The following is a 4,475-nucleotide window of genomic DNA, read 5'->3' as shown; positions in this document are numbered from 1 at the left end:
CCATGACCTCTTCGGGGGCCATCACTGCCCAGTCATGGCGGTAGGCGCTGTCGACCGCATGCATGCTGTCGCACCACGAGCAGCGGTAATCGCAGCCGCCGGCGCGGACAAACACCGTGGGTTCCCCGATCAGTGCGCCTTCACCCTGGATCGTAGGGCCGAAAATTTCCGCGATGCGTAAGCTCATGGCCGGTACTCCGCCCAGGTTTTCGGGGTCTCCGAGACCTTCACGGCGGCGACTTCCGGCCAGCGCGCGTAGCACCAGTCGTAGAAATGCTTGGCCATGTTTTCAGCGGTCGAATGCCCCTCCAGCACGTCATTCAGATGCCGGTGGTCAAAACTGCCGTCGATATACGCCTTCAGCGGCTTCAGCTCGTGATAGTCGCGCACGAAACCGTCTGCATTCAGCTCCTTGGCCGCCAATTCCACCACCACGACATAATTGTGCCCGTGCAGGCGGGCGCATTGGTGGTCGGACGGCAGGTGCGTCAGCTGGTGGGAGGCGGAGAAATGGAACTCCTTGGTGATCCGGAACATCAGGCGCTCTCTTTCCCGGCAATCGCCTGCTGCCAGAAATCCGGGTCGGCATAATCCGTTGGATCTTCGACCCCGGCCAGATGGAAGGCCTCGCGCCGCTCCACACAGGTGCCGCAGCGCCCGCAATGCTTTTCACCGCCTTTGTAGCAGGACCAAGTGTCGGCAAAGGGCGTGTTGTGCTTGGCGCCGGCAGTGACAATGTCGCCTTTGGTGCGGTGCACAAACGGCGTGTAGAGACGCACGTCAGCGTAGCCGTCCAGCGCTGCGCGCTGCATGGTATCAAACGCCTCGGTAAAGGCCGGGCGGCAGTCCGGGTAGATAAAATGATCCCCGCCGTGCACAGCTGTGGCCACGGCGTCGTCGCCATTGGCGGCGGCAATGCCATAGGCAATGGTTAGCATGATGGCATTGCGGTTCGGCACCACGGTGACCTTCATGCTTTCTTCTTCGTAGTGGCCGTCCGGCACGTCGATGTCATCGGTTAGGGCGGAGCCCGAGAGTGCGGCACCGATGGCGCGCATATCAATGATGCCATGCGGCACGCCGAGCCGTTCAGCAGCGGCGGCGGCGTAGTCGAGCTCCTTGCGATGGCGCTGGCCATAGTCAAAGGAGACAAGGCGGGTCAGTTGCTGTTCTTCAGCAACCATATGGGCCAGCGAAACAGAATCGAGCCCGCCCGAGCAGATAACGATAGTCTTCATATTTGAACCCTTGTTTTGGTGACCGGGTAGGCTGCGACCGGTGCCGCGCATATAGCGCTGCGGGTGGTATCGCGCAAGAGGCGGGCGGATAGCGCAGTTTTTGCAGGTGATGTTGGAGATTTTTGAAAATGTCTTTTGGGTCAGGCGCGGGCCTCATGTTGGTGCTATACAGGAGGCATCTCACCTTCCAGCCATTCCAGAAAGGCACGCGAGGCCGGGGTGCTGGCATGGCTGGGCGGTGGCAGCAGGAAGTAATTCTCCAGCAGTTCTGCGGAATGGTCGCTGGGTTTGACCAGCTGTCCGTTCTCTAACAGCCCGCCCGCCAGCGTGTCATGCGACATCGAGATGCCAGCGCCATTCACTGCCGCTGTCATGGCAATCACATAAGTGGAGGCCAGCTGGATCTCATGGTTGCGCTCAAACGGTTTCTCCTGCGACTTGAACCATGCGCCCCAAGAGCCTGTCACGCCTGCACAATCCAGCAAGTGGGCCGTGCTGAAATCCACCGCACCGCCTTGATAGCCCGGCGCGCAGACTGGATAGAACCGGTCGCGGGTCAGCCGGATCGCCGCCGCCGACATGTCATTGGGACGGCCAAAGCGGATCTCGGTCCCAGCGGAACTGGCGTGGCGCTCCGGGTCCCAGATCGGCGTCACGATGTTCAAGACCAGCCAGGGGAACCGCTCGTAGAGCCGGGGCAGGCGCGGCGACAGCCAGAACACCGAGAACGCCATATTGCACTGCAAGACCAGATGCCGCCCCTGGTCGCCGCCAGTAAAGGCCTGGGTGCCGGCCGCAATCAGGTCAAATGCTTCGCGCACGATGGGCATGTAATTGGCGCCGGCCTCCGACAGCTCCAGCGCGCGGGTTTTGCGGATGAACAGCTCGCGCCCCAGGAAGTTCTCGAGGCTGCGCACATGCTGGCTGATTGCTGATTGCGTCAGATTCAGCTCCGCAGCGGCGCGGGTGAACGACAGATGGCGCGCACTGGCTTCAAAGGCGCGCAGCCAGGTGAGCGGGGGCAGGGAGGAAGAGAGCGAGCCGGGGGAAGACATGGACGCATGACCTATGCATTAGTTCAGTTAATGCATTACGCGTGAATCAATCGTTTGTCAGCAGCGATTACGGCTGGCACCAATAGCGCAGCAACTTTTGGGAGGCGCCAGAATGAACAAGCAAGCGGATTTAAGCCCGAACCTCACCCATTGGCAGGAGCGCGTCGACTTGGCCGCGGCCTTCCGCTGGACCGAACGGCTGAACATGCATGAGGCCGTGGCAAACCACTTCAGCCTGGCGGTGAACGAGGATGGCAGCCAGTTCCTGATGAACCCGAACCAGGTGCATTTCAGCCGCGTCAAGGCCTCGGACCTGTTGTTCCTGGACGCCAATGACCCCAAGACCATGGACCGCCCCGACGCGCCGGACCCGACCGCCTGGGGCCTGCACGGCTCAATCCACCGGCTGTGCCCGCACGCGCGCTGCGTGATGCATGTGCATTCGATCCACGCCACCGTGCTGGCCTGCCTCGCTGACAGTTCGCTGCCGCCGATCGACCAGAACACCGCCACCTTCTACAACCGCTATGTGGTGGACGGGGAGTTCGGCGGGCTGGCGTTCGACGATGAAGGCGCCCGCTGTGCCTCGATGCTGACTGACCCTAAGGTCAAGGTCATGATCATGGGCAATCACGGGGTGCTGGTGATCGGCGACAGCGTCGCGGACACGTTCAACCGCCTCTACTACTTCGAACGCGCAGCCGAGACCTATATCCGGGCACTGCAAACCGGCCAGAAACTGCGGGTGCTGAGCGACGCGGTCGCCGAGAAGACCGCGCAGGAATTGGAGGATTACCCGGATCAGTCCGAACGCCACCTGGCCGAGCTGAAGGCGATCCTCGACGACGAAGGCTCCAACTACGCCAGCTAACGCAGGCTTTCAAAGCAGGCACTAAAACCACGGGTAGTTCAGCGAACTGCTTGGCGGTTTGCTGCATCCAACAGAAAAAACTTCAGCCATCCAGAAGGCTCCAGATGCCTGGTTACGTTCCAACAAATGCCGCGTCCTCGGGTGTGAAGCTCGACAAGAAGACGCTGAAATCAATCGCCGCCCGCAGCGACAGGCCCGGTTTGATCTACATTGCGCAATGGCTGACTTTCCTGGCAGCCACCGGCACGCTGGTTTGGGCCACGCTCGGCACGCTTTGGATGTGGCCCGCAATGCTGCTGCATGGCATCTTCCTGACAGTGCCCGCTTACTCCTTCAGCCATGAAACCGCGCATGGCACCGCCTTCCGCAGCCGCTGGCTGAACGAGGCGGTGCTGTGGGTCACCTCGCTTCTCTATATGGAGGAGCCGCTGCACCGGCGCTACACCCACACCAAACACCACACCCATACCTGGTGGGTCGGCAAGGACAGCCAGATGCCGTTCGACACGCCGATGGGTTTTGGCGGCTGGCTGGCTGAGATCACCGGCACCGCGCTGTTGCGCTTTCATATGCAGGTGTTCCTGCATCTGGCGGCCGGTCGTTACACCAGCACCATGAAGATGGTCACGCCAGAGAGGGAATTCCCCAAGATGACCCGCAACGCGCGCATCATGCTGTTGATTTATGCGCTGATCGCTGCGGCGCCGTTTTTTGGCATCTGGTGGGTGGTCTGGTTCTTGGTGGTCCCGCGTATCCTGGGCGCGCCTGTCATGCTGCTGTTCACCCTGATCCAGCATGTGGAGCTGCAGGAGAACTCGCCCTCGATCCTGGAAAGCACCCGCTCGTTCCGCAGCAACTGGCTGGCCGAATTCCTCTATATGAAGATGAACAACCACGTTGAGCACCATCTCTATCCGCAGGTGCCGTTCCACGCGCTGCCGAAACTGGCGGAGGCGGTGCAGGACCAGCTACCGGCGCCGGATCCGGGCTTCTTCAAGACCAATCTTGAGGTGATGTCGGTGGTGCTGCGCCGCTCGCTGGGCCGCCCGACCAAGGCCGCCACCATCCGGCAGGCGCCGCATATGATCACCGAAGGCGGCCCGGTTGAGCGCATTGCGCAGCGGACAATGTAACTCTTTTCAAGAATATTACGAACCAGGAGCCGCAACATGAGCCAATGGATTGACGCCTGCGCCACCGATGACATCGACGAGGAGGACCTGATCGCTTGGGAGCATGAGGGCAAATCATACGCAATCTACAACACCGAAAAGGGTTTTTTTGCCTCGGATCTGATGTGCACCCATGAGG

General features: G+C 61.0%; 6 protein-coding genes and 1 pseudogene. 3 read left to right on the top strand and 4 right to left on the bottom strand.

Going from position 1 to position 4,475, the window contains the following annotated elements; all coding sequences use genetic code 11:
- The 4 genes and pseudogenes from A2I95_RS26485 to A2I95_RS26470 all read right to left on the bottom strand — a co-directional run.
- Positions 1–187: pseudogene (locus tag A2I95_RS26485) on the bottom strand (7-carboxy-7-deazaguanine synthase QueE); the annotation flags it as partial.
- Positions 184–537 carry a 6-carboxytetrahydropterin synthase QueD gene (gene queD / locus A2I95_RS26480; protein ID WP_027259354.1) on the bottom strand — a complete coding sequence of 118 codons (354 nt, stop codon included), beginning with the start codon at positions 535–537 and terminating at the stop codon, positions 184–186. The pseudogene A2I95_RS26485 and the gene queD, both read right to left, overlap by 4 nt.
- Entirely contained in the window at positions 537–1,238 is a 702-nt protein-coding gene (queC, locus tag A2I95_RS26475; protein WP_027259353.1) for a 7-cyano-7-deazaguanine synthase QueC, read from the bottom strand. Before queC ends, queD begins: the two co-directional genes overlap by 1 nt.
- 164 nt (positions 1,239–1,402) lie before the next feature.
- A complete protein-coding gene (locus tag A2I95_RS26470) occupies positions 1,403–2,293 on the bottom strand; it encodes a LysR family transcriptional regulator (protein ID WP_291734713.1) in 891 nt (296 codons plus the stop codon).
- A gap of 112 nt (positions 2,294–2,405) precedes the next feature.
- On the opposite strand from A2I95_RS26470, the gene A2I95_RS26465 reads away from it, so the two are divergent.
- The 3 genes from A2I95_RS26465 to A2I95_RS42635 form a co-directional block, all read left to right on the top strand.
- Positions 2,406–3,164 carry a class II aldolase and adducin N-terminal domain-containing protein gene (locus A2I95_RS26465; protein WP_291734710.1) on the top strand — a complete coding sequence of 253 codons (759 nt, stop codon included), beginning with the start codon at positions 2,406–2,408 and terminating at the stop codon, positions 3,162–3,164.
- Between the two features lie 104 nt (positions 3,165–3,268).
- Positions 3,269–4,297 (top strand): fatty acid desaturase, encoded by a 1,029-nt coding sequence (locus A2I95_RS26460; RefSeq protein ID WP_291734709.1) that lies wholly within the window; start codon positions 3,269–3,271, stop codon positions 4,295–4,297.
- Positions 4,298–4,333: 36 nt separating this feature from the next.
- Positions 4,334–4,475, top strand: a 142-nt coding sequence (locus A2I95_RS42635) for a Rieske 2Fe-2S domain-containing protein (protein WP_367152680.1), incomplete at its 3' end; no start/stop codon positions are given.

This window comes from Leisingera sp. F5 (genome assembly GCF_001593695.1).
The sequence above is the reverse complement of the archived record's forward strand: the minus strand, read 5'-3'. Positions and strand labels throughout refer to the sequence as shown.